The sequence below is a fragment of the Variovorax sp. GW821-FHT09D04 genome (assembly GCF_059416405.1).
On sequence record NZ_JBWKPA010000001.1, the window covers coordinates 41,178 to 67,502 of the forward strand.

Here is a 26,325-nt window from a genome sequence, read left to right on the forward strand (position 1 = left end):
GCCGACAATCGGCCGGCTCCGCTTGTTCACCTGTCGTTCGCATGCCCGATTTCGCCCTCCCCGTGCTCTATTCGTTCCGCCGCTGTCCGTATGCGATGCGGGCCCGGCTCGCGCTGGTGGCGAGCGGGCAGCACTGCGAGTTGCGCGAGATCGAGCTGAAGCGAAAGCCCGCCGAGATGCTCTCGGCCTCGCCCAAGGGCACGGTGCCCGTGCTGGTGCTCGACGGCGGCGCGGCTGTGCTGGAACAAAGCCTGGACGTGATGCTGTGGGCGCTGCGCCGCCACGACCCGCTGCGCTGGCTGGCGCCGGAGCGCGGCAGGCTCGACGACCTGCTCGCACTGATCGCCGCCTGCGATAACGATTTCAAGCCGCTGCTCGATCGCTACAAGTACCCGGCACGTTATCCCGCGTCGGAAGGCTCGGCGCGCGACGAGGGCGCGCGCTTCCTGCAAGGGCTTGAAGACCGGCTCGCGATGTCAGTGCAACTGGCCGGCGCGCATGCCACGCTGGCCGATGCGGCGCTCATGCCCTTCGTTCGGCAGTTCGCGATGGTCGATATGGCCTGGTTCGACACGCAGCCCTGGCCGCGCCTGCAGGCCTGGCTGGCAGGCTGGACCGGGTCAGATCTGTTCACGCGCGTCATGCACAAGTACGTACCCTGGCAGGCGGGCGAACCGGGCGTGAGCTTTCCGCCCGTTTGATCAGTAGACGTCGCGGCGGTAGCGGCCTTCGGCGATGAGCGCGTCCATGCCGCTCTCGCCCAGCACCTCGGTGAGCGCCGCGTCCACGCCCGGCGCCATGCCTTCGAGGCTGCCGCAGACGAAGACGATCGCGCCCTCTTCGTCCACCCACTGCTTCAGCACCTGCGCAACCTCGCGCAGGCGGTCCTGCACATACACGCGCTGCGCCTGGTCACGCGAGTAGACGAAGTCGGCGCGCGCCACGAGGCCGCCGGCCTGCCATGCCGCGACCTCGTCCGCGCCGAAGCCGTCGTGCGCCGCCTGCCGTTCGCCGAACACCAGCCAGTTGCGGCCGTGCCCTCGGCGCGCACGCTCGCGCAGCAGCGCGCGCAGGCCCGCAAAGCCCGAGCCGTTGCCGATGAAGATGCAGGGCCGCGCATCGTCGGGCAGCGCGAAGCCCGGGTTGGCGACGAGGCGCAGCGCGAGTTCCGTGCCCATCGGCGCGCCGACCGTGAGCCAGCCCGAGGCCACGCCCAGGCCGTTGTCGTGCCGCGCCTGACGCACCAGCAGTTGGACGGCACCGTCGGACGGAATCGACGCCACCGAATAGCTGCGCGGCGCGGGCGCCGGGGCGCCGTCGTCGTGCATCTGGTGCGGCACGATCTCGACCAGTGCGCCGGGCACCCAGTCCATCGTGCTGCCATCGACGCGCCGCAGCTCGATCTCGAACAGCGGATCGCCCTGGCTGCCCGCATTGAGCAGCCGCCGGCCGTCGAGCCGCCAGGCGTCGAAAGCCGGCGCGGTCGACACAGGCCACGCGGCATCGCGCACCCCGAAGGTCTCCCGCAGCGCGTCGTGCCAACGCGCGAGCGCCGCCGGGTCTTCGCCGTCCACCTCGATCATCGGGAACAGCGGCTGCGCCCCCTGGTTGTGCAGGTCGTGGTCGAGCTTGCGGCCGAAGCCGCAGAAGGTCGCGTAGTGGCGGTCGCCGAGCGCGAGCAGGCCATAGCGCAGGTGGCGCAAGCCCGGGCCGCTCTGCCGCGCGAACACGCGGGCAAAGGCGCGCGCGCTGTCGGGCGGGTCGCCCTCGCCAAAGCTGCTCGCCACCCACAGCACCTGCCGGAAATGCAGCAGCGCGTCAGCGCTCAGTGACGACACGGGCCGCACCACCGCCGCGACACCGGCCGCCTGCAACGCGCCGGCCGTCTGCAGCGCGAGGCGCTCGGCATGGCCGGTCTGGCTCGCGAAGGCGACCAGCACCTGGCCCGCATCGCCTGACGTAGCGGGCACGGCGACCGCATCGAGCCGCGCGCGCTCGGCGCGCACGGCCTTCGCGGTGCGGCGGCGGCCGAGGTACATCATCCAGCCGCTGATCGCGAACAGCGCGAGCCCCAGGCTCGTGAGCATCATCACGATGCGCCCCGGCAGGCCCCAGTAGGTGCCCATGTGCAGCGGGTAGATGCTGTTCACGAAGCGGCCCATGGGCGGCTTGTCGGCATAGCGTTCGTGGCGCAGCGTCTCGCCGGTCGCGGCCTGCAGGTACAGGCGGTTGCGCGCGCGCTCGTGCTCGGCATGCGTGCGCAGGTAGACGGCCTCCACCTGCGTGCCGTTGCGCGCGGGCAGCCGCAGCGTCACCTGGGTCCAGTCGCCCCCCGTGGTGTCGACGAAGGCTTGCCAGACGCGCGCCAGGTCGAGCGTCACCGGGGCATCGGCCGGCGCGCGTTCGGCACGCACCACGCGGCCTTCGCCGACCGCGCCGTCGACCGCCTTGCGCAAGCCGTCGAAGGCCCAGTACATGCCGGTGGTGGTCGACACCACGTAGGCCAGCAGCGCAACGGTGCCGACCACCGCATGCAGGTTCCACAGGAAGGCGCGACCACGCAACGCGAAGTCGATGCGCAGCCACTGGCGCCACGCGAAAGGCCGGCGCGGCCAGCGCAGGTACAGGCCCGAGAGCGCGAGCAGCAGCAACAGACCGGCCAGCGAGCCGGTGACGGGCTTGCCGTCGTCGCGCGGCAGCAGCAGCCAGCGGTGCAGCTCCTCGACGAACTCGAAGAAGTGCTCGCCCACCGGATCGGGCAGCAGCGCGCCGGTGGCGGGATCGGCGAAGCGCGTCTCGCCGCGCCGCTCACCGGGCGGCGGTGCGAACCCGATGCGCGCGGGGCGCCCGGGCTCGGTCGACACGGCGACGGTCGCGATGCGCCGCCCGGGCATCTCGGCCTGCACGCGCGCAACGAGCGCAGGCGGGGCCAATGCGGGCGCGGCCGAGGCCGCCGGGATCGGGTTCAGGAGGTCGGTGATCTCGGCGCGGAACGACAGCGTCGCCCCGCTCAGGCCGATGACGACCAGCACGCTGCCCGCCGTGATGCCGATGAACCAATGGATCTGGAACCAGACGCGACGCAGCAAAGCCATGAAAAACAGAAGAAAACGAGAAACAGGAAGCCCCGCCAAGGCGGGGCGCGCGGGTTCAAAGATCGATCTTGACCAGGGCCTTGATCGTACGCGGCGTGCCGACCGCCAGCCGCGTGCCGGCCGCCGACCAGTAGCGCTTGTCGCCCACGTTGTCGACGTTCAGCTGGAAGGTGGTGCGCCTGCCCATGAGCTGCGCCACGTAGCGCGCGCCCAGGCCAAAGACGGTGGTGCCACCGATGAAGCCCTGGTTCAGGTCATCGACGGGACGACGCCCCGTGAAGTACGCGCCGCCGTTGACCGACAACCCCGGCACCGCCGCGATGTCGTATGAGAGAAAGGCGCTCGCCGTGGTGCGCGCCGTGTTTTCGGGCCGCTTGCCGTCGTACTGCGCGTTGATGCGGCGGAACTCGGCATCGAGCCACTGGCCCGAGAGCTGCCACGCCAGCGTGGGCGTGAGCCGCCCCTGCGCCGACACCTCGAGGCCGCGATAACGCTGGCGCCCGCTGGCCACGAAGGTGTTGGCGCTGTCGGTGTAGGCGCCGGGCCGTTCGATGTCGAACAGCGCACCCGACAGCAGCGTGCCGCCGCCGGTCAGCCAGCGCAGGCCGATTTCCTTCTGCCGGCTCACGCCCGGCGGCATGCGCGTGTTCTGGTTGGCGGTGCCGGCCGGTGCCACCTCGCCCTCTTCCACGCCCTGCGAGTACGACACGTAGGCCATGAGGTTGGGCGTGAACTTGTAGCTCAGCGCCGCCAGCGGCGTGGTCTTGCGCACGCTGTAGTCCAGGGCCGGCAGCGTGGCGCTCGCGCCCTGCCAGCTCTGGTAGCGCGTGTGGCGCAGGCCGGCCACCAGCTGCCACTGCGGCGAGAAGGTGATGCGGTCGAGCGCGTACAGGCCCAGCTCCTCGCTGTCCTGCGCGCCCGAGGTGGGCCGCGAGGGCATCGCGCTCAGCGCCAGCGCGCCGATGGGCACGGGGTTGTACAGGTTCTGCAGCGTGGTCGCACCGCCGTAGTTGCGCTGGAACACGGGCGCCTGCGTCTTGTCGCTGCGCGCCGCGCCGAGCGTCAGCTCATGCTGCAGCGCGCCGGTGGCGAAGGCGCCGAACAGCTCGGCGCGCAGCAGGTCCGAACGCTGCTCGAGGTGCTGCACATTGCCCGTCAGGCGGCCGATGCCGGTGCGCACGTTGTAGTTGCCGAACTGCGCCAGGCGCCGGTCGCGCTCGGCCTCGGAATGGCCGGCTTCCACGCTGAGCGCCCAGTGGTCGCTCAAGGCGTAGTCGGCGCGCAGCTGCGTGTTGGTGACCTCGGCCTCGAACACGGCCCAGGGCGGCGCGATCAGCTTGTGCGGATCGGGCAGCGCCGGCAGCGCGATGACGCCGTTCACCGCCGCAAGCCGCGCGATGCCGGCCTGCTCGGTGATGCGCTTGCGGTAGTGCTCGATGTCGGCCTTCAGCGTGAGCCGCCGGTTCACGCGCCAGTCGAGCGCGGCCGAGACGAAGGTGCGGTCGCCGTCCACGCCGTCGATGGTCGAGCCCAACTGGCCGCCGGCTGCATTCAGGCGCAGGCCGAACTGGTCGTTCTCGCCGAACTGGCGACCGATGTCGACCTGCCCCTGCAGCCCGCCCTGGTTGTCGACGCTCATCCCGAGCGAGGTGACGGGCGTGCGCCCCGCGCGCTTGGTGACGAAGTTGATCACCCCCGCCGGCGTGGTGAAGCCGTAGTACAGCGCCGACGCGCCCTTGAGCACCTCGACGCGCTCCTTGTTCTCCATCGGAATTTCCGACACGTTGGGAATCGCAAGCGCGCCGTTGAGGCGGTAGTTGGTGCGGTTCTCCACGGCAATGCCGCGAATGACGAGCTGGTCGAAGGTGTCGCCGCCGTTCTGCTGGCGCGTCACACCGGCCGTGTTGCGCAGCACGTCGTACACGCCCGCCGCGCCCTGCAGTTCGATCACCTCGCGCGTCACGGTATTGACCGTGGCCGGCACGTCCATCACGGACGCGCCCCGGAACGTGCCCGCCTCGACCGTCTCGGCCAGGAAGCCGTTGGCGCGCGAGGCCTCGACGTTGACGGTGCTCAGCTCGCTTGCCCGCGATTCGGGGGCAGCGGACGCAGGCACGGATTGCGCCTGCGCCGCCTGCACGGCGGCGAGCGCGAGGCTCACACAAACTCTCTTCATTCAGATCCCTTGGATGTTCTGGCGGCGCGCCTCCCGGCGGCCTGGTGACACTTCCGGCGTGCGGAAGCGGGAGGGATTATGAATGAGAGGAGTTCTCATTTGACAACAGTTGCCAGACCCTGCCGATAGGATCAGACGTCAGAGCGTTCGATGTCGAAACGCCATCAAGGAGGAATTCATGACTGCCAGTGAAACATCGACCAGGCGGGAGGCCCTGCGATGAAGACGGCCGGACGCCTGGCGCTCGGCGTGCTCGCCTGGGTCACCGTGGTCCCGCTGCTGGGACTTCTGTGCATGTGGCTGGGCCCGTCGGTCCTTGACTCGCCCGAAGCCTCGCGCGTCACCATGTATGCAGTCCAGGCCATCAACCTCGGCGCGGCCGCGCTGCTCTACTGGTATGCCGTGCCGAGCGTGCCGCACTGGGGCCGACGCGTGGCCTACTTCGCCGCCTTCGTGGTGCTGATGGTGGTCGCCAGCGCCCTCGTGGCCTTCGGCGTCAAACTGCTTTTCGTGGCGCTGGTGTTGTTCTCGCGTTGAGCAAAGGCCCGGCGGGCCGTTACGTCGCCCTCATCGCCGACGCCCGCTGAATGCACTCGATGAAGTGCTGCGCCGCCGGCGTCGACGGCTGCCCGCGCCGGCGCACCACGCACACGTTCAGCATCGGCAGCGTCTCGCGCACGTCCACGCGCCGGATGCCGTGGCGCTTGAAGCTGAGCCCGGCCAGCGGCTCGACGAAGAGGCCGATCAGATCCATGTGGCCCACCAGCGCGAGCGCTACGGTGACCGAGTGGCCCTGCAGCACGCGCGTGGGCGGCGACAGCCCGAGCGGGGTGAACAGCGGCGCCACGGCGTTGGTTCCGCCATGGTCGTCGCCCGGCAGGACCCATTCGGCGGCATAAAGGTCGTTCAGCGAGCGCGCGTTGCGCAGCGGATGGCGCTCGCGCAGGCCGACCACCAGCTGCACCGGGAACAGCTCCAGCGCCTCGAACTGCGGATCGAGCGTGCCGGGCACGATGTGCGCCACCGCGAAGTCGAGATACCCGTCGCGCAGCCGCGCGAGCATCCACGGCAGTACGGCCTCGCTGAACTGCACGTCGACCGCCGGCAGGCGGGTGTGGAAGTCCTTGAAGGCGGCGGGCAGCACGGTGAGTGCGAACGAGGCGCTCACGGCCAGCGAGACAGAGCCGGTGGCGCCGTCGCGGATCTGTGCAATTTCGTCGCGGGCGCGCTCCATGTCGGCCAGCAGCAGCCGCGCGCGCGGCGCGAAGGCCAGGCCGAACTGCGTGAGCCGCACGCCTTGCACACTGCGCTCCACCAGCGGTGCGCCGACCTCGCGCTCCAGCTCGCGCACGATCTTGGTCACGGCCGGCTGCGAAATGCCGAGCACGCGCGCGGCGGCGCGGATGCTGAGCTGCTCGACCACGGCCACGAAGGCATGCAACTGATTGGGTTTCATCTTTGGAGTGACAACCAAAAGTTATCGTTGACGCCCAATTATTGTCTTTTCATGACAGCGGCGAGTCTCTAGCATCCGCCGCGGTTCGGGCCCACGCGGCCTGCGCCCCCGATACACACAGGAGACACATGAACACCCCCGCTTCCCAGCCCTCGCCTTCCTCGCCGGCCCGCCGGCGCCAGACCATCGTGGCCACCACCATCGGCAACGGCCTGGAATTCTTCGACTTCACCGTCTACGGCTTTCTCGCGCTGGTGATCGGCAAGCTGTTCTTCCCCACCTTCAGTTCCTACGGCCAGCTGCTGCTGACGGTGGCGAGCTTCGGTGTCGGTTTCATCATGCGGCCGCTGGGCGGCATCGTGATCGGCGCGTACGCCGACCGCGCGGGCCGCAAGAAAGCCATGACGCTCACGATTTTCTTGATGGCGCTGGGCTGCGCGCTGATCGCCTTCACGCCGACCTACGCGAGCATCGGCGTCGCGGCGCCGATCGTGATCGTGCTGGCGCGCCTGATCCAGGGCTTCTCGGCCGGCGGCGAGGTGGGCGCATCCACCACGCTGCTGGTGGAGCACGCCACGCCCGCCAACCGCGGCTACATGGCGAGCTGGCAGTTCGCGAGCCAGGGCCTGGGCGTGATGCTCGGCGCGGTGGTGGTGGGCGCGCTCACCTTCTCGCTCACGCCCGAGGCGATGCAGAGCTGGGGCTGGCGCGTGCCCTTCGTGCTCGGCATGCTGATCGCACCGGTGGGCATGTACATCCGCCGCCACCTCGAGGAGTCGCTGCACATCTCGCCGGAAGACGCCAAGGCACCGCGCGAGAGCAGCCTGAAGATCGTCTGCACGCAGCACGGCAGGACGGTGCTGGCCGCCATCCTCGCGCTGGTGGGCGGCACCACGGCGGCCTACGTGGTCACCTTCTACATGCCGACCTACGCGGTGCGCGAGCTGGGCCTCACGCCCTCGGTGGCGCTGTTCGGCGCGGCGCTCACGGGCCTGCTGTCGTTCGCGCTTGCGCCGTTCGTGGGCAAGTGGTCGGACATCGTGGGCCGCAAGACGCTCATCCTCTGGAGCCGCATCGTGATGGCGATCCTGATCTACCCGGGTTTTCTGTGGCTCAACGCCTCGCCCACGCCCGTGGTGCTGTTCACCGTGCTCGGCGTGCTGAGCATCGGCCTGGTGGTGCAGACAGTGCCGGGCATCACGATGCTGCCGGAGATGTTTCCCAAGCGCGTGCGTGCCAGCGGCATGTCGCTGGTCTACAGCGTCGGCGTGGCGCTCTTCGGCGGCTTCGCGCCCTTCATCAGCACCTGGCTGGTCAACGCCACCGGCAGCAAGCTCGCGCCGGCCTGGTACCTCGTGGCGATGACGCTGGTGTCGCTGCTCGGGCTCCTTTGGTTGCGCGACCACACGGGCCGCGACATCGATGCGGCCAACGCCCACGCGCCGGCCTGATACCGTCTTCCTCCTTCCCGCCTTCATGCACAGGAATCTTCCCGCCATGTCCCAGCCTGCCACCGCCGCCACCCGCCATTTCTCGGGCACGTACGTCGAAGCCCGCGCCAAGTTCCTCGAGGCCGCCGCGGCGCGCGGCGCCACCATCGAGTCGTTCGTGCACCCCACGCACCGCGGCGCGCTCGGCGAAGAACTCGCCACCGACGTCGCGCTGATCGGCGCGGCCGACGCCAAGAAGGTGCTGCTCGTCACCTCGGGCACGCACGGCCCCGAGGGCTTCTGCGGCTCGGGCGCGCAGGTGGCCACGCTGAACGACGCCGACCTGCTCGCGCGCCTCGAACGCGCGGGCGTGGCGCTGCTGCTGGTGCACGCGGTGAACCCGCACGGCTTCTCGCACCTGCACCGCACCAACGAAGACAACATCGACCTGAACCGCAACCACATCGACTTCAGCGCGCCGCTGCCGGTGAACGCCGAGTACGCCGACGTGGAGCCGCTGGTGCTGCCCGCCAGCTGGCCGCCGACGCCGGCAGACGACGCGGCGGTGGCCGCCTACATCGCCACGCACGGCATGACCGCCTTCCGGGCGGCCGTCACGCGCGGGCAGTACACCTCGCCCGACGGCCTGTTCTACGGGGGCACCGCGCCGTCGTGGAGCAACCGCACCATCCGCGCGATCCTGCGCGGCTATGCGGCCTCGGCCACGCACCTGGGCTGGATCGACGTGCACACGGGCCTGGGCCCCTACGGCCACGGCGAAAAGATCTACCCGGGCCGCAACACGCCCGAAGACCTCGCACTGGCCCATGCCTGGTGGGGCGCCGACGTGTTCGCGCCCTTCGCGGGCGACTCGGCTTCGGCCGACGTGTCGGGCCCGGTGATCTCGACCGCCTACGACGAATGCCCGAACGCGCGCGTCGCGCCCATGGGCCTCGAATTCGGCACGCTGCCCGACCTGGAAGTGCTCGACCGCCTGCGCGCCGACACCTGGCTGCGCCGCCATCCCGAGGCGCCCGAAGCGCAGAAGCGCGAGATCCGCCGCCGCCTGCGCGACGCGTTCTACTGCGACAACGACGAGTGGAAGGGCATGGTGCTCGGACAGACGCGCGTCGTGCTCCTGCAGACCCTGCAAGGCCTCAAGAGCGCCTGATCCGGCGGACTTCGGCTCAGCCGAAGTTCGGCGCGCGCTTCTCGCGCAGCGAGGCCACGCCCTCGCGCACGTCGGCGCCCGCGAAGCCCATGAACTCCAGCGCCAGCGAGGCGTCGAAGGTCGGCCCCGCCTGGCGCAGCCAGTTGTTCAGCGCGTACTTGGTGAAGCGGATCGCGCTCTGGCTGCCGGCCGCCAGGCGGTCGGCGATCTCGTAGGCGCGCGGCAGCAGGTCGGCCTCGTCCACGGCGAGCGACACCAGGCCGATGCGCTCAGCCTCCTCGCCGCTCACCGGCTCGCACAGCAGCAGGTGGTACTTGGCCTTGGCCATGCCGCACAACAGCGGCCACACGATGGCCGCATGGTCGCCCGCCGCCACGCCCAGGCGGGTGTGACCGTCGACGATCTTCGCGTTCTTCGTGGCGATGGAGATGTCGGCCAGCAGCCCCGCCACCAGCCCCGCGCCCACGGCCGGGCCGTGCATGGCGCTCACGATGGGCTTGTCGCAGTTGACGAGGTTGTAGACCAGGTCGCGCGCTTCCTTCCACACGCGCTGGCGCACGGTGTCGTCGGTGGTCATGTCCTGCACCATGCCCAGGTCGCCGCCGCCCGAGAAGCCCATGCCCTCGCCGCGCAGCACGGCGCAGCGCACCGTGTCGTCGGCCGCCACGTCGCGCCAGATCTCCGCCAGCTCGCGATGGCCGTCATGGCCGGCCGTGGGCAGCTTGCCGTTGGCGGCGCGCATCTGGATGTCGAGCACCGCGCCGTTCGCGCCGCGGCGCGTGAGGGCGAGGGTCTGGTAGCGGGAGTAGTCCATGCGTGTGTCTCCGCCCCGCACGCACGGCCATGGCGCGGGGACTTCGTTCGGTGAGAGGAAAAGACGAAAGGCCGGAGGCCTATTTTTGCGCGGCCAGCTCGCGGCAGCGCTTCACGTTCGCATCGAAACGCGGCGCCAGGCCCGGCTCGCAGGCATCGTCGGCGGGGTTCAGCCTGCACATCCCGACCACCGCGTAGTCCATGACGGCCGCCGTGCACATCGGGTAGGCGGCCAGCTCGGGGTTGGCCTTGGCCTTGAAGCCCCAGCGCTCGGAAAACTGCACCATGCGCGTCATCGCGCCGAGGAAGAAGCTGCGGTCCTTCGCGGCAATGGCCGCTTCCATGCGCGGCAGCTCCTCGTTGAGGTAGCCGACCGAGTCCATCGGAAAGCCGGCGGGGTCGGGCTGCGGCTGCGCGAAGGCCGTGGCGGCCATCAAGGCCAGCGAGGCACCCACGCAGGCGCGTCGGAACGGGAGGAAGAAGGCGGAACCGGTGGGCAGGTGGCGGTATGGCATGGCCTGCGATTCTGCAACGTTTGGAAGCATTTTTGCGCGCCGACCGATGCGAGCACGCGACGTTTTCAGGCGGCTGCCTGCCTCTCCGCGCGGCGCGGGACAATGGCCGCTTCCGTTTTCCCTTGCAAAGACCCCCATGGCCCGACGCCCCCAACGACAGCTGCGCACCATCGAGCGCGGCATCCTCTGCCTCCTGATCGGCGTCGCCGTGCTGCTGGGGCCGCGCTTCCTGCAGGGCACGCGCTGGTTCGACATGGTGGCCGGCGCGTACCTCGTCGGCTGGTTCGCGCTCGCGCTGGGGGTGGCGCTGGTCGGTGTCGGCCTGTTCCAGCGCGGCAAGCCGGACCGCTGAGGCCCGGCCGCAAGGTCAGCAGGCGCTCAGTGCGCCGCCGCCTTCTTGCCACGCAGCTTGCCGACGAGTTCCACCACGGCCAGCACGATGGCGCCGGCCACGATGCCCACGACGGCATTGACGCCCATCGAGCCCAGCGTGCCGAACACGCCGCCCGTGGCCTTGGCCCAGTCTTCGACCGCATGGCCGAACGCCGGCACGCCGTGCACCAGGATGCCGCCGCCCACGAGGAACATGGCGGCCGTGCCGGCCACCGACAGGCCCTTCATGAGCCAGGGCGCCGCCGCCAGGATGCCGCGGCCCAGGGCGCGCGCCGCCGCGCTGCTGCGCTGGCTCAGGTACAGGCCCGCGTCGTCCAGCTTCACAATGCCGGCCACGAGGCCGTACACGCCCACCGTCATGATCAGCGCGATGCCGACCAGCACGCTGAGCTGCGTCGTGAACGGCTGGCCCTGCACGGTGCCCAGCGTGATGGCGATGATTTCGGCCGAGAGGATGAAGTCGGTGCGCACCGCGCCCTTGATCTTGTCCTTCTCGACCGCGACCACGTCGACCGTGGTGTCGGCCACGGCCTGCTGGTGACGCGCAGTGTCGGCCTCGTGCTCCTGCTTGTGCAGGAACTTGTGGACCAGCTTCTCGGCACCCTCGAAGCACAGGAACGCGCCGCCCACCATGAGCAGCGGCGTCACCAGCCAGGGCAGCCAGGTGCCGATGGCCAGTGCGGCCGGCACCAGGATGGCCTTGTTGACGAGGGAGCCCTTGCACACGGCCCACACCACCGGCAGCTCGCGCTCGGTGCGCACGCCGGTGACCTGCTGCGCGTTCAGCGCGAGGTCGTCGCCGAGCACCCCGGCGGTCTTCTTGGCAGCAACTTTGGTGAGGACGGAGACGTCATCGAGCACGGTGGCGATGTCGTCGAGCAGCAGGAGCAGGCTGGTGGCCATGGGCGAAAGTCAGGCTGTGGAAGAAGCGGCGAGCTTATCCGCAGCCGATGGCCGCGCCGGTGAAGACCGTACGCGGCATCCGGGGGTGGATCAGTCCACCGCCCGCTTCAGGCGGATTTCTTCGACGCGGACGGTGCCCAGTGCGGTGGTCTTGGCCGTCTTCATCTCGCGCTTGAAGCCGGCGAGTTCGTGGAAGCGCATGGCACGGTCGTTGCGCAGCGGCACCCAGATGGTGACCGTGGTGCAGCCTTCTTCGGCCAGGCCTTCGCGGGCGGCGTCCCACAGGGCCACGCCGGCGCCCTTGCCCCAGTGCTCGGGCTTGACGTAGATGGCCCAGATCTCGCCCGTGGTGGGCGGCGTCTTGGGGTCGCGCGAGCGGTCGAAGCCCACGAAACCGACGATCTCGCTGCCGTGCGTCACCACATGGACCTGGGGTTCGCTGAATTCGATGGCCTCGCGCCACTTGGCCTCGCGCGAGGCGGGGGCCAGCACACGCAGGTCGTCTTCGGACAGGATGCCTTCGTAGGCGGCCTTGGCAGAGAGGGCATGGACTTCGGCGACGGCCTTGGCGTCGCGCATCGTGGCGGGGCGAACTTCGTAATCGGACATGAAAGCGGAAAAACGTGTGGAACCGGCTATTGTCGCCGCACCGCTAAACTCCTCCGGCATCCGCACGTATCAACTGGAGAAAGCACATGGCCAAGGGTCAGCAACGCACCAACAAGGAAGCGAAGAAACCGAAGAAGGACACCTCGCCGCCGAAGGCCCCCACCGGCGGCATCGAGCCCGTGCGCACCGTCACCACGGCGGTGATTCCGCGCGGCAAGCTCAAGAACAAGTGACCGAGTGACCGACGTCCCCGCGCCCGCCCCCAAGCCGGCGCAGCCGCGCAACCCGTTGCATGGCCTCACGCTGGAGGCCATCGTGACCGCGCTGGCCGATTACTACGGCTGGGAGCAGCTCGGGCACCTGGTGCCGATCCGCTGCTTCATCAGCGAGCCCAGCGTGGGTTCCAGCCTCAAGTTCCTGCGCAAGACCCCCTGGGCACGCGACAAGGTCGAGAGCCTGTACCTCTTCATGCTGCGCGAGCAACGCCGCGAACAGCAACAGCAGCAAGAACCTCCCGCGCGATGAAGGTCCGTCTCGAACCGTCGGGCCTCGAATTCGAGGCCGAGGCGGGCGTCACGCTGCTGCATGCGGCGGAGGCGGCCGGCATCGAGCTGCCCAGTTCGTGCCGCAACGGCACCTGCCGCACCTGCATCTGCCAGCGGCTCTCCGGCGAGAGCCGCCACCTCATCGAATGGCCGGGCCTGAGCTTCGACGAAAAGATCGACGGCTGGATTCTTCCGTGCGTGGCCGAGGCGCAGAGCGACCTCACGCTCGACGTGCCACAGGCGCGCGCCCTCTTCGACTGACGATCAGGGCCGCGCCGAAGCCGAAGCCGGCGCTGCGACCACCAACCGGTCGCGCTGCGCCAGCGACGGGAACAGGCGGAACCACGTCAGCGCCACCAGCATCGTTCCCACGCCGCCGAGCACCACCGAGCCGACCGGCCCCAACAGCGCCGCCGTGGCGCCCGACTCGAACTCGCCGAGCTGGTTGCTCGCACCGATGAAGATCGAGTTGACCGCGCTCACTCGCCCGCGCATGGCGTCGGGCGTTTCCAGCTGCACCAGCGTCTGGCGGATCACGACGTTGACCATGTCGGCCCCGCCCGACACCGCGAGCGCGACGAGCGAGACGAGAAAGCTCTTCGACAGCCCGAACACCACCATGCACAGCCCGAACGCCCCCACGGCCAGCAGCAGCGTGCGCCCCACATTGCGCTCGACCGGCCGGCGCGTGAGCGCGATCGACATCACCAGCGCGCCCACCGCCGGTGCGCTGCGCAGCAGGCCCAAGCCCCAGGGGCCGGTGTGCAGGATGTCCTTGGCATAGATCGGCAGCAGCGCCACGGCGCCGCCCAGCAGCACGGCGAACAGGTCGAGCGACACGGCGCCCAGCACCGGCTTGCGCTTCCAGATGAAATTGACGCCCGCGAACACCGTGGCCAGCGTGACCGGCTCGCGCGCGGCCGGCGCGTGGTCGTAGCGCAGCCGCAGCACCAGCACGCAGGCCACCGCGAAGCACAGCACGCTCGCGCCGTACACCACCGCCATGCCCGCCACGAACAGCAGCCCGCCAAGCGCCGGCCCGCCGATGATCGCGCCCTGCATGCCGGCCGAGCTGAACGCCATCGCGCGCGACAGCAGCAGCGGCGGCACCAGCAGCGGCGTGAGCGCCTGCTGCGCCGGCATCTGGAAGGCGCGCACCGCGCCCAGCACCAGCGACAGCCCGAGCAGCAGCCCGCGCGTGTCGTTCTTGTGCAGCACCGCGAACAGCAGCGCCAGCGCCACCGTGCCCTGCACCGCGAAGCACACCGCCACGATGCGGCCCCGGTGATGGCGGTCCACCACATGGCCGGCCAGCAGCGCGAGCAGCAGCGCAGGCACGAACTGGTACAGGCCGACCAGGCCCAGGTCCCACGCACTGCCGGTCAGCTCGTACATGTGCCAGCCGATGGCCACGAGCATCATCTGCGAGGCGGCGGTGCCGAACAGGCGCGCCACCCACAGCTGCATGAAGGGGCGCTCGCGCCTCAGGTCGGTGAACGTGGGAGACAAGGGAGAAGAAGCGGCGCCGGGCATATCGGTCGAGGATAGCCCAGCCTTCTTCCGGCTTTCTGAGCCTCTCTACACTCGCTGTCCCCATGACCGCTTCGCCGCCCGACCTGCTTCCCGTTCACGAAGACGCCCACCTGCTGGTGCTCGATAAGCCCGCCGGCCTGCTGTGCGTGCCCGGGCGCGGCGAGGACAAGCAGGACTGCCTGAGCGCGCGCGCCCAGCGCCAGTGGCCCGACGCGCTCATCGTGCACCGGCTCGACATGGGCACCAGCGGCCTGGTGGTGATGGCGCGCGGCCTGGAGATGCAGCGCGCCCTGAGCGCGGCCTTCGCCGACCGCGAGGTGCACAAGCGCTACGAAGCCGTGGTCGACGGCGTGATGCCGCAGCGCGACGACTGGTCGCTCATCGACGCCCCGCTGATGGCCGACTGGCCGCGCCGGCCGCTGCAGAAGATCGACCCTGCCGGCAAGCCCAGCCTCACGCGCTGGCGCGCACTGGCCAGCGTGTCGCCGCCCGGCGGCCCTGCGGCCACGCACGTGCTGCTGGAGCCGCTCACCGGCCGCTCACACCAGCTGCGCGTTCACCTGCTGTCGATCGGGCACCCGATCCTGGGCGATGCGCTGTACGGCGATGCCGCGCTGCAGGCACGCGCGCCGCGCCTGCTGCTGCATGCCAGGGAACTGGGGTTCGTGCATCCCGCGACGCGGGAGCCGTTGCACTTCGAATGTGCGGCGGGCTTCGTGCTCAGCGGCCCTTGACGACGAGCACCGGCATGGTGGCGTCCTGCAGCACGCGCTGCGTCACGCTGCCCAGCAGCAGTTTCTCGATGCCGCTGCGCCCGTGCGAGCCCATCACGATCAGGTCGGCAGCGATGGCGATGGCGGTGTCCACGATGCCTTCGTGCACCACGTGGCCGTCGATCACGCGCTGGTCGCTGTGCAGGCCCTCGGCCGCCAGGGCGGCCACGCCGCGTGCGAGCGCCGCGTTGGCGCTGGCGGTGGCCGCCGCGAGGTATTCGTTCTGGCCGAGCGCGTAGTCCGCGCCCACGCCGATGAAGGGGTAGTTGTCGATCACGTGGATCAGCGTGATGCGGCTGCCGAAGGCCAGGGCGAGACCGCTGGCCTTGCTGACCGCGAGCATGGAAGTTTCGGAGCCGTCGATGGGGACCAGGATGTGATTGAACATGGCGGGACCTCGCTTAGCGTTCGCAGACAGACAGACTGACGGACCCGGTTCGCACCGGGTCGGGCCCCGAATTTAACCGCTATGCAGAACCCGCCCTGTAGGACTCCGACCAGCGAAGTCCGCAGGCGTCTCAATCCCCCTGGAAACCCTCGGACCGGCAGGTGACCACCAGCGTGTCGCGCCACCCATCGCCGCCCTCTTCCAGCGGCTGGATCGGCGTCGATTCATGGATCACGCGCGCGTCGTCGAGCAGCAGCAGCGTCCACGGCTCGGTCATGGTGAAGCGCTCGCCGCGCCGGCCGTTGGCCTCGAACACGCGCGTCTCGCCGCCCTTGATGCCCTGGCGCCCGATCAGCACCACCGCCACCAGGTCAACACCGTCGCGGTGCGCGCCTTCGGGCGTCGGGCGGCCGATGCCGCCGGCGGTGTCGATGCGGAACTGGTGCGCTTCCACGAACCAGCGCTGCGCTGCGCCGCGCATGTCGCTGCTGACCTGGCCGAGCTGCTGCATCAGCCGCTGCCACACGGGCTGCGCCACCGTGGCCTCGAGCATCGGCGCGAACCAGCGCTGCATGCCGCCGTGCAGCGCGTTGTATTCGACCGGCTGCCAGTGCGCGCGGTGCGGCACCTGCGCCAGCGTGGCGTCGGCCTCGACCGTGAAGCAGGCGTGGCGCCGCGTGCGGTAGCGCCCTCCGTCCTTCAGGTACTCGTCGGGCGGCAGGTCGTTCCAGTCGGCATGCAGCGCTTCGAGCTGCGCCAGCGGCACGCCGAGCCAGTCGCACACGCCCTGCGGGCTGAGCACCGCATAACCGTGTTCGCGCAGCGCACCGGCCAGTTCGGCCGGCGGCGTGAACGGGGGAGCGAAGGCGGCGGTGCTCACTGGGCGCTGACCTTCACGTCCTTCCAGAACGCGACGCGGTCACGGATTTCCTCGGCTTCGGGCTTCGGGTCGGGGTAGTACCAGGCGGCGTCGGCGTGAAGTTCGCCGTTGACCAGCAGCGAGTAGTAGTTCGCCGAGCCCTTCCACGGGCAGGTGGTCTTGTGGTTGCTGAAGGTGACCACGTCGCGGTTGAGCGAACTCATCGGGAAGTAGTGGTTGCCTTCGACGAGCACGGTGTCGTCGCTTTCGGCGATGGTGACGCCGTTCCAGGTTGCTTTCATGGGATCGATCTCCGGGGAGGTGCAAGGTGCCGATGCCGCATTGCGCGCTCGGGACAGCGGCTATTGTGACGCTGGCGCGACGTGCTTTCCTTGCGCCGGGTCATCCCGGCCCGATGCCGGCAGGGTTTCCCCCGCAACCTCAGCCGCGACCGCGCCCCGTGCGCCCCGACGCCGGCTCGAGAAACAGCTGCCGGAAATAGTTGCGGAACGCCGTCATCGCCGGCGAAAACTCCACGCCCTGTTTCCACCCCAGGCCGATGTTCATCGTGGGCACCGCGTCGCGCAGGTTGATGGTCTCGATGCGCTTGCCCTCCAGCGACCACGGGCGGTAGACCATGTCCGACAGCACCGTCACGCCCAGCCCGTTGGCCACCGTGCTGCGCACCGCCTCCACCGAACTCGTGCGCAGCCGGATCTGCGGCTGGTGCGGCGTCTTGCTCCAGTACTTGAGCGCGGTGGCCGCGGCCTCGTCCACCGTGAGCATGATGTAGGGCTCGGCCGCCACGTCGGCCAGCGTCACCTCGGCCTTGTCCAGCAGCGGATGCTTGGCCGGCACCCACAGCCGGCGCTGCGAGCCGAAAAAAGTTTCGAGCGACAGCTCGCGCAGCACCACGTTCGAGGTGAGCACCACGCCGATGTCGTAGCGCTGCGTGATCAGGCCCTCCTCGATGGCCTCGCGCGCCACCTCGTGCACCTTCACCGTCACCTGCGGATGCAGCTGCTCGAAGCGCTGCAGGTGGTGCGGCAGGAAGTAGCCCAGCACCGTGTAGCTGGCCGCGATGGTGAGCGAGCCCTCGACGTTCTCGCCCTCGTGCGGCATGCGCACCGCCTCGTCGGCCGCCGACAGCACCGCGTAGGCATGGCTGAGAAAGCGGCGCCCGGCCTTGGTGAGTTCCACCCCGTGCGGGTGCCGCTCGAAGAGCTGCTGCCCCATCAGCTCCTCGAGCTCGCGGATGGCGGTGGTCACGGCCGACTGCGAGATATTGAGCTGCAGCGCCGCGTGCGAGATGCGCCCCACCTCGGCCACCGCAGAGAAGTACTTGAGCTGGCGAAGGGTCAGGGACATGGCGCCGTCTTCCTAGGGTATTTACGGATACGCGCTGCCTGCCTCGGGCGAAAACCCGATACCGCGCGATCGCTTCCCTCCAGCGTAGCGCCCATTCCGGCGGCTTGCAGCATCTGTTTTTCAGATATCGGACCGTCTGAAAACAATGCTTTTCGGCCTTTCGACTGCTGGCTAACCTTCGCGCCAACCTGCATCGCCCCCTTGGCGATGCGCACCACACAAAGGCGGGACGACGTGACGAAGACAACGCGGATCGATCTGAATTCCGACATGGGCGAAGGCTTCGGCCCCTGGACCATCGGCGACGGCGTGGACGAGCAGCTCATGCCGCTGATCAGCTCGGCCAACATCGCGACCGGCTTCCATGCCGGCGACCCGAACATCATGCGCAGGATGGTGCTGCTGGCCCGCGAACACGGCGTGGGCATCGGCGCGCACCCGGGCTTTCGCGACCTCGTGGGCTTCGGGCGCCGCCACATCACCGCACCGGCCGACGAGCTGGTGAACGACATGGTCTACCAGCTCGGCGCGCTGCGCGAGTTCGCGCGCCTGGCCGGCATGACGCTGCAGCACATCAAGCCGCACGGCGCGCTGTACATGCATGCGGCGCGCGACGAGGCGCTGTCGCGCGCCCTCGTCACCGCGCTGCAGCAGATCGAACCCACGCTGCGCCTGTTCTGCATGGAGTCGTCCGTCACTTTCCAGGTGGCGCGCGAACTCGGCCAACCGGTGGTGCGCGAGTTCTACGCCGACCGCGACTACGACCTGAGCGGCTCCATCGTCTTCACGCGCCGCGTCGGCGCGCTCGACCCCGAGGCCGTGGCCACCAAGGTGCTGCGCGCCTGCACCGAGGGTGTGGTGCGCACGGTCGAAGGAGAAGACATTGCGATCGGCTTCGACTCGGTCTGCATCCACAGCGACACGCCCGGCGCGCTCGCGCTGGTGCAGGCCACACGGCGCGCCCTTGCCGACAACGGCATCGAAGTTGCAGGCCTGGCCAAGCCCGCCTGAGTTTTTTTTCCCCGTTACCCGAACCTGTTCCAGGAGTGTCCCGATGCCCGCTACCCATGAAGTCCTGAGCCCGCTGCCGGGCACCTTCTACCGCCGCTCGGCGCCCGACGCGCCGCCGTTCAAGGCCGAAGGCGACACCGTGGCCGTGGGCGACGTGCTCGGCCTGGTCGAGGTGATGAAGCAGTTCAGCGAAGTCACGGCCGACGCGGCCGGGCGCCTGGCGCGCTTCGCCGTCGAGAACGGCGAGCCGGTCGATCCGGGCCAGCTGCTGGCCGTCATCGAAACGGCCTGAGGCAACCGCCCATGACCGCCGCATTCGACACACTGCTGGTCGCCAACCGGGGCGAGATCGCGGTGCGCATCATCCGCGCCGCCAAGGAGCTGGGGCTGAAGACCGTCGCCGTCTACAGCGACGCCGACGCGCAAAGCTTGGCCGTGCGCATGGCTGACAAGGCCGTGCGCATCGGCCCGGCGCACGCCACCAAGAGCTACCTGAGCATCGACGCGATCCTGCAGGCCGCCGCCGACAGCGGCGCCGGCGCGGTGCATCCGGGCTACGGCTTTCTTTCGGAGAACGCCGCGTTCGCCGAGCGCGTCGAGGCCGCGGGCCTGGTGTTCGTGGGCCCGACGCCGCATGCGATCCGCACCATGGGCGACAAGGCCGCGGCGCGTGCTGCCGCCCTGCGCGCCGGCGTGCCCACCGTGCCCGGCAGCGCGGGCGTGGTGACCGACCCCGACACCGCCGTCGAAGTGGCGAAAGACATCGGCTACCCGATCATGATCAAGGCCTCGGCCGGCGGCGGCGGGCGCGGCATCCGCGTGGCGCACGACGAGGCCGAGCTGCGCCAGCAGTTCGCCACGGCCACCGCCGAAGCGCAGGCGGCCTTCGGCAACGGCGAGGTGTACCTCGAACGCTTCATCCGCCAGGCGCGCCACATCGAAGTGCAGATCCTGGGCGACGGCGAGCACGTGGTGCACTGCTTCGAGCGCGAATGTTCGCTGCAGCGCCGGCGCCAGAAGGTGTGGGAAGAAGCGCCCTCGGCCGCCATCAGCGAAGCCACACGCGCCGCGCTGTGCGAATCGGCACTGCGGCTTGCGCGCGCCGTGGCCTACCGCGGCGCGGGCACACTCGAATACCTGTACGACGACGACACGCGCGAGTTCTTCTTCATCGAGATGAACACGCGCATCCAGGTCGAGCACCCGATCACCGAGATGGTCACCGGCGTCGACCTCGTGAAGGAAATGCTGCGCATCGCGCTGGGCCAGCCGCTGCGTCTGCAACAAGAAGACATCCGCCTGACCGGCGCGGCCATCGAGGTGCGCATCAACGCCGAGAACGCGGCGAAGAACTTCATGCCGAGCCCCGGCCTCGTGTCGCAGCTCGTGGTGCCGGGCGGCCCGGGCGTGCGCTTCGACACCTTCCTGTTCCCCGGCTACACCGTGCCCGCGTACTACGACTCGCTGCTCGGCAAGCTCATCGTGCACGACACCGACCGCGCCAGTGCCCTGGCCCGCATGCGCCGTGCGCTCGACGAGTTGCAAGTCGAAGGTATCCACACGACGATCCCGCTGCACCGTGCGCTGTGCGAGGACGCGGATGTCGCCAAGGCCGAGTTCCACACCGGCTTTCTCGAAACCTGGCTCGCGGCGAATCCACTCGCCGATGCGCCTCCTTTGCTGAAGGTGGCCGCATGACTGCTGCAAGCACCCTCCCCGCCCAGGCCCGCTACAGCTTCGGCGGCGACGAGCACCTGTTCGTCGAGATCAGCGAAGAGATGTCGCTGCCCGCCTTCTTCAAGGGCATGGCGATCTGCAACGAGCTGCGCCGCCGCGCCCTGCCCGGCGTGACCGAGATCTGCCCGGCCAACGCCGCGTACCTCGTGCGCTTCGACCCCGACACGATCGCGCCCGACGCGCTGCTGGCCACGCTGAAAGAGATCGAGGCGGGCCTGGGCGACGCCGACCTGCAGATGCAGACGCGCATCGTCGAGATCCCGGTGCTCTACAACGACCCGTGGACGCACGAGACGCTGATGCGTTTTCGCGAGCGCCACCAGGACCCGTCGAGCACCGACATCGAGTACGCCGCGCGCATCAACGGCCACGCCTCGGTCGAGGCCTTCATCGAGGCGCACTCGTCGGCGCCGTGGTTCGTGTCGATGGTCGGCTTCGTGGCCGGCCTGCCCTTCCTGTTCCAGATGGTCGAGCGCCAGCGCCAGATCCAGGTGCCCAAGTACCTGAGCCCGCGCACCGACACGCCCAAGCTCACGCTGGGCCACGGCGGCTGCTTCAGCTGCATCTACTCGGTGCGCGGCGCGGGCGGCTACCAGATGTTCGGCGTCACGCCCGCGCCGATCTTCGACCCGGCCCAGCGGCTGTCGTACCTCAAGGACCTGATGGTGTTCTTCCAGCCCGGCGACATCGTCAAGTGGAAGCCCATCGACCGCGCCGAGTACGACCGCCAGGTCGCGCAGGTCGAGGCCGGCACCTACGCGCTGCACATCGCGCCCGTGTCGTTCTCGCTCAATGAATTTTTGGCCGACCCGGACGGCTACAACCAACAGCTCCTGAAGGTGCTCCATGGCGATTGACGTGCTCAAGCCCGGCCTCGCGACCAGCGTGCAGGACGCCGGCCGCCCCGGCTACTACCACCTGGGCATTCCGCTGTCGGGCGCGCTCGACCAGCAAAGCCTGGTGCTCGCGAACCTGCTGGTGGGCAACGACGAAGGCGCGGCCGTCATCGAAAGCACGCTGCTCGGGCCCGAGCTGCAGTTCGACGCGCCCGCGCTGGTGGCCGTGACCGGCGCCGACGCGAAGATCAAGCTCAACGGCAACGAAGCGCCGCGCAACACCTCATTCGCGGTGCAGGCCGGCGACAAGCTGAGCTTCGACTTCATGAAGCTCGGCGCACGCATGTGCATCGCCGTGGCCGGCGGCATCGACGTGCCGGTGGTGCTGGGCAGCCGCTCGACCTACGGCCTGGGCGCGTTCGGCGGCTTCAACGGCCGCAAGCTGCTGGCCGGCGACAAGCTGCCCGTGGGCACGCCTTCGGCCAACGCCCGCGCGGGCCGCACGGTCGATGCCGCGCTGCTGCCGGTGCTCGAGAAGGAAGTGGCCCTGCGCGTGCTGCCGGGCATCTACTTCCACCGCCTGCAGGAGGTGTCGGTGCACAGCTTCTTCGCCGACACCTGGACCGTCGGCTCCGAGGCCGACCGCATCGGCTACCGCTACAAGCACGGCACGCCGCTGAAGTTCCAGGACCGCACGCCGCCCTTCGGCGCGGGCGACGACCCGTCGAACATCGTCGACGCGGGCTACCCCTACGGCTCCATCCAGGTGCCGGGCGGGCGCGAGCCGATCATCCTGCACCGCGATGCGGTCTCGGGCGGCGGCTACGCGATGGTCGGCACGGTCATCAGCGCCGACATGGACCTCATCGCCCAGATGCAGCCCAACCACAAGGCGCGCTTCGTCGAGGTCGACATGGCGCAGGCGCTCGAAGCCCGCGCCGAACGCCGACGACGGCTCGACCGCCTGCGGGCCGCGCTCGCGGCCTGACGCGCGCCCGTCCTTCCCTTTTTCTTCACCGCTGTCACCCAAGGAGTTCTTCATGAACAGCTCGCCCCTGCGCGTTTCATTGATCGCCGCTTCGCTCGCCACCGCCCTGGCGTGGCACGCCCCGGCCTCGGCCGCCGACTGGTTTCCCTACAAGGCCGAGGCCACCGAGCCCGCCTTCTCGGCCGAGGGCACGAAGAAACCCATCGACTACACGCCGCTGGCCAAGGCGTCGAAGAAGTGGGACATCTGCGTGTCGTTCCCGCACATGAAGGACGCCTACTGGCTCGGCGTGGACTACGGCGTGATCGAAGAGGCGCGCCGCCTGGGCGTGAAACTGCAGGTGGTCGACGCGGGCGGCTACACCAACCTGGGCAAGCAGGTCTCGCAGATCGAGGACTGCGTGGCGCGCGGCGCCAACGCGGTGGTCATCGGCGCGATCTCGGGCGACGGACTGAACAACGTCATCAAGGCCACGGCCGCCAAGAAGGTGCCGGTGATCGACCTGGTGAACGGCATCAGCTCGCCCGACCTGTCGGCCAAGTCGCTGGTGTCGTTCTACACGATGGGCCAGTCGACCGGCGAGTACCTCGCCAAGAAGCATCCGGCCGGTTCGCCGGCGGTGAAGGTCGGCTGGTTCCCCGGCCCGGCCGGCGCGGGCTGGGTCGAGGCCGCGCACAAGGGCTTCATGGAAGCGATCAAGGGCAGCGCCGTGACGGTGCTCGACCCCAAGTACGGCGACACCGGCAAGGAGGCACAGGCCAAGCTGGTCGAAGACGTGCTGCAGGGCAACCCCGACCTCGCCTACGTGGCGGGCACGGCCGTGACCGCCGAGGCTGCTACCGGCATCCTGCGCGCGCGCAACCTCGACAAGAAGGTGCAGGTGCTCTCCTTCTACATGACGCCGGGCGTGTACGAAGGCATCCAGAAAGGCCGCATCGTGGCCGCGCCCGCCGACTCGATGGTGATCCAGGGCCGCATCGCGGTCGACCAGGCTGTGCGCCTGCTGGAAAACAAGGACGTGGTGAAGCACGTCGGCCCGAAGATCTTCGTGGTCGACAGCGGCAACATCAAGACCGTGAAGCAGGCCGACATCCTGCCGCCGACCGGCTTCAAGCCGGTGTTCGAGGTCAAGTAGGCCGGCCATGGCTCCCGTGCTGCTGCAGACCCTCGGCCTGGGCAAACGCTACCCCGGCGTGCTCGCGCTCGATGCGATGGACTTCGAGCTGCGCGCCGGCGAGGTGCACGTGCTGTTCGGCGAGAACGGCGCCGGCAAGTCGACGCTGATCTCGCTGCTGGCCGGCGCCAATGTGCCGACGGCGGGCGAGATCCGCATGCACGGCGCGCCGGTGAAGTTCGCCAACGTGCACGACGCGCGGCGCCACGGCATCAGCGCGGTGTTCCAGGAGTTCTCGCTGATCCCCACGTTGTCGGTGGCGCAGAACCTGAGCCTGGGCGAGGAGCCGTGCCAGGGCGGCCTGCTCGACCGCGCGGCGGTGCGCGAACGCGCCCGCACGATGCTGGCCGATCTGGGCTTCGAGATCGACGTCGACGCACCCGTGGCGGGCCTCACGCGCGCACAGCAGCAGATGGTGGAGATCGCCAAGGGCCTGCGCGGCGAGGTGTCGGTGCTGATCCTCGACGAGCCCACCGCCTCGCTCACCGACACCGAGACGCAGCGCCTGTTCGAACTGGTGGCGCGGCTGAAGGCGCGCGGCGTGGGCATCGTCTACATCTCGCACCGCATGCAGGAGATCGCGCAGATCGCCGACCGCATCACGGTGCTGCGCGACGGCCGCAAGGTCACGACCGTGGACGCGCATGCGACCAGCGCCGACCGGCTCATCGAGCTGATGAGCGGGCGCGCCATCGACAACATCTACCCGCGCATCACGGCCAGTCCCGGCGAGGTCGTGCTGCAGGTCGAGGGGCTGGCCTCGCCCAACGGCGTGCGCCACGCGAGCCTCACGGTGCGGTGCGGCGAAGTGGTCGGGCTGGCTGGATTGGTCGGCTGCGGCAAGTCGGAGCTGTTCCGCGCGATCTACGGGCTCGACCCCGTGAGCGAAGGCCGCGTGCTGTTCAAGGGCCGGCCGCGCACCGGCGCGACGGTGCGCCAGCTGCTCGACGAGGGCCTCTTCTACCTGCCGCCCGACCGCAAGGGCGAAGGGCTGGTGCTCGGCTTCACCTCGCGCGCCAACATCACCTTGCCCCTCGTGCACGGGCCGTTGCGCGGGCGCGGCGGCTGGCTGCGCAAGCGTCTCGGGCGCCGGCTTTCGACGACGGCCGCCGAGCGCGTCGAACTCGCGCCGCGCAACCTCGAACGGCCCGTGGGCCTGCTCTCGGGCGGCAACCAGCAGAAGGTGCTGTTCGGCAAGGGCATGACGCGCGACGCCGCGCTCTACGTGTTCGACGAACCCACGGTCGGCGTCGACGTCGGCACGCGCAGCGCGCTGTACGAGGTGATCCGCAAGCTCTGCGAAGGCGGCGCGGCGGTGGTCGTGATCTCGTCCGACCTGCCCGAGGTGCTGCACCTGAGCCACCGCGTGTACGTGATGTGCCGCGGCGAGATCGCCGGCGAGCTGCATGGCGACGCCATCCAGGAAACCGCCGTGCTCAACCTGTTTTTCGGCCCCAGCGAGAACCCCTCCTCATGACTTCGCCTTCCCTCACCGCCGCCCCGGCGGCCCCCACGCCCGGCCTCGTCGGGCGCGCCCTCGGCCTGCTGCGCAGCCTCTTTTTGCGCCTGGGCGTGCTGCCCTTCATGCTGGTGATCGCCTGCGTGGTGTTCGCCACGCTGTCCGACCAGTTCCTCACGGTGCAGAACCTGGTGAACCTGCTGCGCCAGTCGGTCTACCTGATCCTCGTGTCGCTGGGCCAGATGCTGGCGCTGGTGACCGGCGGCTTCGACCTGTCGGTGGGCACGGTGATGGCGATCACCTCGGTGGTCTCCGCGCTTGCCATGCAGGCGCTGGGCGCGGCCTTTCCCGACGCGGCCTGGATGGTGGTGCTCGTGGGCTGCGCCTGCGGGATGCTCGCCGGGCTGGTGGTGGGCCTGGTCAACGGCTTCGGCGTGGCGGTGATCGGCGTGTCGCCCTTCATCGTGACGCTGGGCGTGCAGTCGATCGGCTTCGGCTTCGCGCTGTTCCTCACGGGCGGCGTGCCGGTGTCGGGCATGCCGGCGCAGTTCAGCGAGCTGTTCGGCTTCGGCACCGTGCTCGGTGTGCCGGTGCCGATCCTCGTCACGGCCGTGTGCGTGGCCGGCATGGGCCTGCTCATGGGCCGCCTGCCGACCGGCACGCACCTGCTCGCGGTGGGCGGCAACGCCAAGGCCGCGGCGCTGTCGGGCATCGACACGCGCCGCGTGCTGCTCATGGCCTACCTGCTGTGCGCGGGCCTGGCGGCCGTGAGCGGCCTGCTGCTCACGGCCCGCGTGGAAACCGGCGAGGCCAACCTCGGCGGCACCGTGGCGCTCGAATCGATTGCGGCCTGCGTGATCGCGGGCGTGAGCCTGCGCGGTGGCATCGGCCGCGTGCCCAACGTGGTGATGGGCGCCATCTTCATCGGCCTGGTGCAGAACGGCATGAACCTGGCCAGCGTGGGCTCGTACCTGCAGATGGTGGTGCTGGGCGCCCTGCTGATCGTGGCCGTGGTCGCCGACCAGATCCGCCATCGCATGGTGGCGCCGGGCAGCCACTGAGCCTCCAACCAACACAAGCAACGAAGGAATCT

29 protein-coding genes are annotated in these 26,325 nt (G+C 69.6%); 17 read left to right on the forward strand and 12 right to left on the reverse strand.

Annotated elements, in window-relative coordinates:
* The first annotated feature begins 41 nt into the window (after positions 1-41).
* Positions 42-701: a glutathione S-transferase gene (locus AC07O4_RS00215; RefSeq protein ID WP_495303401.1), complete on the forward strand. Its 660-nt coding sequence runs from the start codon at positions 42-44 to the stop codon at positions 699-701.
* Here AC07O4_RS00215 and AC07O4_RS00220 read toward each other — a convergent pair whose 3' ends face one another.
* Both AC07O4_RS00220 and AC07O4_RS00225 read right to left on the reverse strand, forming a co-directional pair.
* Positions 702-3,095, reverse strand: coding sequence for a PepSY domain-containing protein (locus tag AC07O4_RS00220; RefSeq protein ID WP_495303402.1), 2,394 nt, complete (start codon positions 3,093-3,095; stop codon positions 702-704).
* Between the two features lie 55 nt (positions 3,096-3,150).
* Positions 3,151-5,271, reverse strand: a complete 2,121-nt coding sequence (locus AC07O4_RS00225) for a TonB-dependent siderophore receptor (protein ID WP_495303403.1) — start codon at positions 5,269-5,271, stop codon at positions 3,151-3,153.
* 219 nt (positions 5,272-5,490) lie between these two features.
* Between AC07O4_RS00225 and AC07O4_RS00230 the strand changes: the two genes are divergently transcribed.
* Positions 5,491-5,808: a hypothetical protein gene (locus AC07O4_RS00230; protein WP_495303404.1), complete on the forward strand. Its 318-nt coding sequence runs from the start codon at positions 5,491-5,493 to the stop codon at positions 5,806-5,808.
* Between the two features lie 19 nt (positions 5,809-5,827).
* Here AC07O4_RS00230 and AC07O4_RS00235 read toward each other — a convergent pair whose 3' ends face one another.
* Complete coding sequence (locus AC07O4_RS00235; RefSeq protein ID WP_495303405.1) at positions 5,828-6,727, reverse strand: LysR substrate-binding domain-containing protein; 900 nt, start codon at positions 6,725-6,727, stop codon at positions 5,828-5,830.
* A 128-nt stretch (positions 6,728-6,855) separates the two neighbouring features.
* Between AC07O4_RS00235 and AC07O4_RS00240 the strand changes: the two genes are divergently transcribed.
* On the forward strand, positions 6,856-8,178 hold the full coding sequence (locus tag AC07O4_RS00240; RefSeq protein ID WP_495303406.1) for an MFS transporter: 1,323 nt from the start codon (positions 6,856-6,858) through the stop codon (positions 8,176-8,178).
* Positions 8,179-8,224: 46 nt separating this feature from the next.
* Positions 8,225-9,328, forward strand: coding sequence for a M14 family metallopeptidase (locus AC07O4_RS00245; RefSeq protein WP_495303407.1), 1,104 nt, complete (start codon positions 8,225-8,227; stop codon positions 9,326-9,328).
* A gap of 16 nt (positions 9,329-9,344) precedes the next feature.
* Here the strand turns inward: AC07O4_RS00245 and AC07O4_RS00250 are convergent, their stop codons facing one another.
* Together AC07O4_RS00250 and AC07O4_RS00255 are read right to left on the reverse strand one after the other, a co-directional pair.
* The gene (locus AC07O4_RS00250; protein WP_495303408.1) at positions 9,345-10,142 is read right to left on the reverse strand and encodes an enoyl-CoA hydratase/isomerase family protein; all 798 of its coding nucleotides are present in this window, start codon (positions 10,140-10,142) and stop codon (positions 9,345-9,347) included.
* 79 nt (positions 10,143-10,221) lie between these two features.
* Entirely contained in the window at positions 10,222-10,656 is a 435-nt protein-coding gene (locus AC07O4_RS00255) for a hypothetical protein (RefSeq protein WP_495303409.1), read from the reverse strand.
* 136 nt (positions 10,657-10,792) lie between these two features.
* On the opposite strand from AC07O4_RS00255, the gene AC07O4_RS00260 reads away from it, so the two are divergent.
* Complete coding sequence (locus AC07O4_RS00260) at positions 10,793-11,008, forward strand: hypothetical protein (protein WP_095948954.1); 216 nt, start codon at positions 10,793-10,795, stop codon at positions 11,006-11,008.
* A 26-nt stretch (positions 11,009-11,034) separates the two neighbouring features.
* Here the strand turns inward: AC07O4_RS00260 and AC07O4_RS00265 are convergent, their stop codons facing one another.
* A complete protein-coding gene (locus tag AC07O4_RS00265) occupies positions 11,035-11,952 on the reverse strand; it encodes a DUF808 domain-containing protein (protein WP_492736560.1) in 918 nt (305 codons plus the stop codon).
* Between the two features lie 90 nt (positions 11,953-12,042).
* Entirely contained in the window at positions 12,043-12,561 is a 519-nt protein-coding gene (locus AC07O4_RS00270) for a GNAT family N-acetyltransferase (protein ID WP_062477596.1), read from the reverse strand.
* A gap of 86 nt (positions 12,562-12,647) precedes the next feature.
* Between AC07O4_RS00270 and AC07O4_RS00275 the strand changes: the two genes are divergently transcribed.
* From AC07O4_RS00275 to AC07O4_RS00285, 3 genes are read left to right on the forward strand one after another with little or no spacing between them, the layout of a single operon-like run.
* Positions 12,648-12,794, forward strand: a complete 147-nt coding sequence (locus AC07O4_RS00275; RefSeq protein WP_167395057.1) for a hypothetical protein — start codon at positions 12,648-12,650, stop codon at positions 12,792-12,794.
* Between the two features lie 4 nt (positions 12,795-12,798).
* The gene (locus AC07O4_RS00280; protein WP_070062546.1) at positions 12,799-13,086 is read left to right on the forward strand and encodes a VF530 family protein; all 288 of its coding nucleotides are present in this window, start codon (positions 12,799-12,801) and stop codon (positions 13,084-13,086) included.
* On the forward strand, positions 13,083-13,367 hold the full coding sequence (locus AC07O4_RS00285) for a 2Fe-2S iron-sulfur cluster-binding protein (protein ID WP_369646309.1): 285 nt from the start codon (positions 13,083-13,085) through the stop codon (positions 13,365-13,367). Before AC07O4_RS00280 ends, AC07O4_RS00285 begins: the two co-directional genes overlap by 4 nt.
* A 3-nt stretch (positions 13,368-13,370) precedes the next feature.
* Here the strand turns inward: AC07O4_RS00285 and AC07O4_RS00290 are convergent, their stop codons facing one another.
* Positions 13,371-14,573 (reverse strand): MFS transporter, encoded by a 1,203-nt coding sequence (locus AC07O4_RS00290; protein ID WP_495304017.1) that lies wholly within the window; start codon positions 14,571-14,573, stop codon positions 13,371-13,373.
* 128 nt (positions 14,574-14,701) lie between these two features.
* Between AC07O4_RS00290 and AC07O4_RS00295 the strand changes: the two genes are divergently transcribed.
* Complete coding sequence (locus AC07O4_RS00295) at positions 14,702-15,373, forward strand: RluA family pseudouridine synthase (RefSeq protein WP_495303410.1); 672 nt, start codon at positions 14,702-14,704, stop codon at positions 15,371-15,373.
* On the opposite strand, the gene AC07O4_RS00300 is transcribed toward AC07O4_RS00295, so the two are convergent.
* The 4 genes from AC07O4_RS00300 to AC07O4_RS00315 all read right to left on the reverse strand — a co-directional run bounded on the left by AC07O4_RS00300 (position 15,360) and on the right by AC07O4_RS00315 (position 18,027).
* Entirely contained in the window at positions 15,360-15,800 is a 441-nt protein-coding gene (locus AC07O4_RS00300) for a universal stress protein (RefSeq protein ID WP_056579296.1), read from the reverse strand. The two genes, AC07O4_RS00295 and AC07O4_RS00300, sit on opposite strands and share 14 nt — an antisense overlap.
* A gap of 130 nt (positions 15,801-15,930) precedes the next feature.
* Positions 15,931-16,680 carry a 2OG-Fe dioxygenase family protein gene (locus AC07O4_RS00305; RefSeq protein ID WP_495303411.1) on the reverse strand — a complete coding sequence of 250 codons (750 nt, stop codon included), beginning with the start codon at positions 16,678-16,680 and terminating at the stop codon, positions 15,931-15,933.
* Positions 16,677-16,961 (reverse strand): DUF427 domain-containing protein, encoded by a 285-nt coding sequence (locus AC07O4_RS00310; RefSeq protein ID WP_056579293.1) that lies wholly within the window; start codon positions 16,959-16,961, stop codon positions 16,677-16,679. The genes AC07O4_RS00305 and AC07O4_RS00310 overlap by 4 nt, the downstream gene beginning before the upstream one ends.
* A 139-nt stretch (positions 16,962-17,100) precedes the next feature.
* Complete coding sequence (locus AC07O4_RS00315; RefSeq protein WP_070062541.1) at positions 17,101-18,027, reverse strand: LysR family transcriptional regulator; 927 nt, start codon at positions 18,025-18,027, stop codon at positions 17,101-17,103.
* 234 nt (positions 18,028-18,261) lie between these two features.
* Between AC07O4_RS00315 and AC07O4_RS00320 the strand changes: the two genes are divergently transcribed.
* The 8 genes from AC07O4_RS00320 to AC07O4_RS00355 are packed head-to-tail and all read left to right on the forward strand — an operon-like array spanning position 18,262 to position 26,293.
* Complete coding sequence (locus AC07O4_RS00320; protein WP_495303412.1) at positions 18,262-19,038, forward strand: 5-oxoprolinase subunit PxpA; 777 nt, start codon at positions 18,262-18,264, stop codon at positions 19,036-19,038.
* 43 nt (positions 19,039-19,081) lie between these two features.
* Complete coding sequence (locus AC07O4_RS00325; protein ID WP_095746198.1) at positions 19,082-19,330, forward strand: acetyl-CoA carboxylase; 249 nt, start codon at positions 19,082-19,084, stop codon at positions 19,328-19,330.
* A gap of 11 nt (positions 19,331-19,341) precedes the next feature.
* The gene (locus AC07O4_RS00330) at positions 19,342-20,736 is read left to right on the forward strand and encodes an acetyl-CoA carboxylase biotin carboxylase subunit (protein ID WP_495303413.1); all 1,395 of its coding nucleotides are present in this window, start codon (positions 19,342-19,344) and stop codon (positions 20,734-20,736) included.
* A complete protein-coding gene (locus AC07O4_RS00335; RefSeq protein WP_495303414.1) occupies positions 20,733-21,632 on the forward strand; it encodes a 5-oxoprolinase subunit B family protein in 900 nt (299 codons plus the stop codon). The genes AC07O4_RS00330 and AC07O4_RS00335 overlap by 4 nt, the downstream gene beginning before the upstream one ends.
* A complete protein-coding gene (locus AC07O4_RS00340) occupies positions 21,622-22,599 on the forward strand; it encodes a 5-oxoprolinase subunit C family protein (protein ID WP_495303415.1) in 978 nt (325 codons plus the stop codon). Before AC07O4_RS00335 ends, AC07O4_RS00340 begins: the two co-directional genes overlap by 11 nt.
* A gap of 52 nt (positions 22,600-22,651) precedes the next feature.
* Entirely contained in the window at positions 22,652-23,734 is a 1,083-nt protein-coding gene (gene torT, locus AC07O4_RS00345; RefSeq protein WP_495303416.1) for a TMAO reductase system periplasmic protein TorT, read from the forward strand.
* A 7-nt stretch (positions 23,735-23,741) separates the two neighbouring features.
* Positions 23,742-25,250, forward strand: coding sequence for a sugar ABC transporter ATP-binding protein (locus AC07O4_RS00350; protein ID WP_495303417.1), 1,509 nt, complete (start codon positions 23,742-23,744; stop codon positions 25,248-25,250).
* Positions 25,247-26,293, forward strand: coding sequence for an ABC transporter permease (locus AC07O4_RS00355; protein WP_495303418.1), 1,047 nt, complete (start codon positions 25,247-25,249; stop codon positions 26,291-26,293). The genes AC07O4_RS00350 and AC07O4_RS00355 overlap by 4 nt, the downstream gene beginning before the upstream one ends.
* Positions 26,294-26,325: the final 32 nt, after the last annotated feature.

Bases quoted from the DNA above. Each gene is read 5' to 3' on its own strand.
- AC07O4_RS00220 (WP_495303402.1), bottom strand. From the start codon at position 3,095: ATGGCTTTGCTGCGTCGCGTCTGGTTCCAGATCCATTGGTTCATCGGC.
- AC07O4_RS00335 (WP_495303414.1), top strand. From the start codon at position 20,733: ATGACTGCTGCAAGCACCCTCCCCGCCCAGGCCCGCTACAGCTTCGGC.
- AC07O4_RS00265 (WP_492736560.1), bottom strand. From the start codon at position 11,952: ATGGCCACCAGCCTGCTCCTGCTGCTCGACGACATCGCCACCGTGCTC.
- AC07O4_RS00215 (WP_495303401.1), top strand. From the start codon at position 42: ATGCCCGATTTCGCCCTCCCCGTGCTCTATTCGTTCCGCCGCTGTCCG.
- AC07O4_RS00240 (WP_495303406.1), top strand. From the start codon at position 6,856: ATGAACACCCCCGCTTCCCAGCCCTCGCCTTCCTCGCCGGCCCGCCGG.
- AC07O4_RS00290 (WP_495304017.1), bottom strand. From the start codon at position 14,573: ATGCAGCTGTGGGTGGCGCGCCTGTTCGGCACCGCCGCCTCGCAGATG.
- AC07O4_RS00270 (WP_062477596.1), bottom strand. From the start codon at position 12,561: ATGTCCGATTACGAAGTTCGCCCCGCCACGATGCGCGACGCCAAGGCC.
- AC07O4_RS00325 (WP_095746198.1), top strand. From the start codon at position 19,082: ATGCCCGCTACCCATGAAGTCCTGAGCCCGCTGCCGGGCACCTTCTAC.
- AC07O4_RS00225 (WP_495303403.1), bottom strand. From the start codon at position 5,271: ATGAAGAGAGTTTGTGTGAGCCTCGCGCTCGCCGCCGTGCAGGCGGCG.
- AC07O4_RS00300 (WP_056579296.1), bottom strand. From the start codon at position 15,800: ATGTTCAATCACATCCTGGTCCCCATCGACGGCTCCGAAACTTCCATG.
- torT (WP_495303416.1), top strand. From the start codon at position 22,652: ATGAACAGCTCGCCCCTGCGCGTTTCATTGATCGCCGCTTCGCTCGCC.
- AC07O4_RS00295 (WP_495303410.1), top strand. From the start codon at position 14,702: ATGACCGCTTCGCCGCCCGACCTGCTTCCCGTTCACGAAGACGCCCAC.
- AC07O4_RS00235 (WP_495303405.1), bottom strand. From the start codon at position 6,727: ATGAAACCCAATCAGTTGCATGCCTTCGTGGCCGTGGTCGAGCAGCTC.
- AC07O4_RS00260 (WP_095948954.1), top strand. From the start codon at position 10,793: ATGGCCCGACGCCCCCAACGACAGCTGCGCACCATCGAGCGCGGCATC.
- AC07O4_RS00315 (WP_070062541.1), bottom strand. From the start codon at position 18,027: ATGTCCCTGACCCTTCGCCAGCTCAAGTACTTCTCTGCGGTGGCCGAG.
- AC07O4_RS00250 (WP_495303408.1), bottom strand. From the start codon at position 10,142: ATGGACTACTCCCGCTACCAGACCCTCGCCCTCACGCGCCGCGGCGCG.
- AC07O4_RS00285 (WP_369646309.1), top strand. From the start codon at position 13,083: ATGAAGGTCCGTCTCGAACCGTCGGGCCTCGAATTCGAGGCCGAGGCG.
- AC07O4_RS00310 (WP_056579293.1), bottom strand. From the start codon at position 16,961: ATGAAAGCAACCTGGAACGGCGTCACCATCGCCGAAAGCGACGACACC.
- AC07O4_RS00355 (WP_495303418.1), top strand. From the start codon at position 25,247: ATGACTTCGCCTTCCCTCACCGCCGCCCCGGCGGCCCCCACGCCCGGC.
- AC07O4_RS00340 (WP_495303415.1), top strand. From the start codon at position 21,622: ATGGCGATTGACGTGCTCAAGCCCGGCCTCGCGACCAGCGTGCAGGAC.
- AC07O4_RS00350 (WP_495303417.1), top strand. From the start codon at position 23,742: ATGGCTCCCGTGCTGCTGCAGACCCTCGGCCTGGGCAAACGCTACCCC.
- AC07O4_RS00330 (WP_495303413.1), top strand. From the start codon at position 19,342: ATGACCGCCGCATTCGACACACTGCTGGTCGCCAACCGGGGCGAGATC.
- AC07O4_RS00245 (WP_495303407.1), top strand. From the start codon at position 8,225: ATGTCCCAGCCTGCCACCGCCGCCACCCGCCATTTCTCGGGCACGTAC.
- AC07O4_RS00230 (WP_495303404.1), top strand. From the start codon at position 5,491: ATGAAGACGGCCGGACGCCTGGCGCTCGGCGTGCTCGCCTGGGTCACC.
- AC07O4_RS00255 (WP_495303409.1), bottom strand. From the start codon at position 10,656: ATGCCATACCGCCACCTGCCCACCGGTTCCGCCTTCTTCCTCCCGTTC.
- AC07O4_RS00275 (WP_167395057.1), top strand. From the start codon at position 12,648: ATGGCCAAGGGTCAGCAACGCACCAACAAGGAAGCGAAGAAACCGAAG.